We start from the raw sequence: 1,530 nt of genomic DNA, 5'->3' as shown, positions 1-1,530 counted from the left end.
GAAGTCGGAGGCTCGTTACGGGCGCGCGGCCGTGACGCTGGCGCGGCTGCTGGGATGCGGTGTGCCCGTAGCCGCGACGGTGCTGGAGCGGCTCCGTGTCGCCGGGGTCGTGACGGGCGGGGCAGGCCAGCTCCGGCTGCCGGCTGTGGCGGCCGCGCACGGGGCCGCGGCCGCCGGTGAGGACGCTGCTGCCTCTGAGGGTTCGGAGCTGGTGGGTCCGGCGCCTGCTGACGGTGGCGTGCGCTGTGTTCGGTGTGCCGAGCAGGACAAGGCCGACGGCGCGGTTGTGGTGGAGGGGGACGGATGGCGACAGCTGTCGTGGGCCGATCTTGAGGCAGCCGTGGAGGCTTCCGAAACTGCCCCCAGGGATCTCGGCGACGGCGAGGACGATTTTTTCGCAGGTCAAACCGCCTTTGAGGCGTTCGAGGCGAGTTGCGCTGCTTCGGACCCTCACGCCGACCACACTCCTCTGGCTGATGTATCTGGTGAGGTTGCTGGTGGTCTCGGGTTTTCCGGCGAAGCCGCATCGGGGTCCTGCCGTCAGCCGATACGCGCGTGCGATGGCCGGAACTCCACGGCATCGGACGATGGCCTCCACGATGACGTGCCGGTCGTCGATGGCGGGGACGGCCCGCTTCGCGGGGAGAATCCTGATCTGCTGCTAGCGAAGGGGCAGTCGGATTCGTCGGCCGCGGCGTCGACGCTTCAGGCGTGGCGGTCTGCGTCGGGCGGGCCGCCGCCGGTGTGGGCTCAGGTGCCCAAGGGTCTGGAGCGCGTGCTGGAGCCGGTGGCGATGGTGTGGGGCCGGCTGGGACGGCTGACGACGCGGCGGTACGTCACGAAGGTGGTGCGGGCGGAGCTCGGCGAGATCTCGGGAGCGTGCGGTCCGGAGGTGGACGCCGAGCGGATCTTGCGGGAGCGGCTCAAGCGCCGGTTGGCTCAGCAGGGCACGGTGCCTGTCACCGACCCGGTGGGCTGGTTGGTCGGCCGTGCTCTGCCGCGCCGGGCGGTGTGCCCGGATCGCCGGTGCGACGACGGACGGCGGATGGACACCCGCGCCGACTGCGCCGCCTGCCAGATGCTGGTCCTGGACGGACGGGCGCTGCGGACCCGTGCCTTCACCAAGGCGACCACGGCCTTGGCCGGCGGCCGGGTTGACCGCCCAGTGTTCGAGGCGGAGCTGAACGCATGCTGGCAGCAGGAGGCCGCCTTCGCGGCAGTGCGCCGGGAGCAGGCCGTCCAGGAGCGCCAGGTCCGTGAGCGGGTGTGGGCGGAGCAACGGGCCCAGCACGCGGCCCAGGAGGCCGCACGGCAGGCGGTTGCCTGCACGGTGTGCGGGAAGCCGGAAGCGGCCGGTCTGTGCGACCGGTGCCGTGACGAGCGCCGGGTCGAGGAGCTGGTGGCCGAGGCCGTCGACGTGGCGGTGGCCACCTGGGGGATGGGCGCTGAGCTGTGCCGGCTCGACGCCGTTCGCCGAACCGAGCGGGAGATCCGTGGCGCGGTCGACCAGGCGGTGACGGATCTGCTGTC

At 72.4% G+C, this 1,530-nt stretch carries 1 pseudogene; it reads left to right on the top strand.

The features are described from left to right. Window positions 1–31: 31 nt before the first annotated feature. A pseudogene (locus RM812_RS41615) lies at window positions 32–1,530 on the top strand (hypothetical protein); the annotation flags it as partial.

The sequence above is a fragment of the Streptomyces lancefieldiae genome, from assembly GCF_031845825.1.
GTDB classification, from domain to species: Bacteria; Actinomycetota; Actinomycetes; order Streptomycetales; family Streptomycetaceae; genus Streptomyces; species Streptomyces lancefieldiae.
This window is presented reverse-complemented; position numbering and strand designations above follow the sequence as displayed.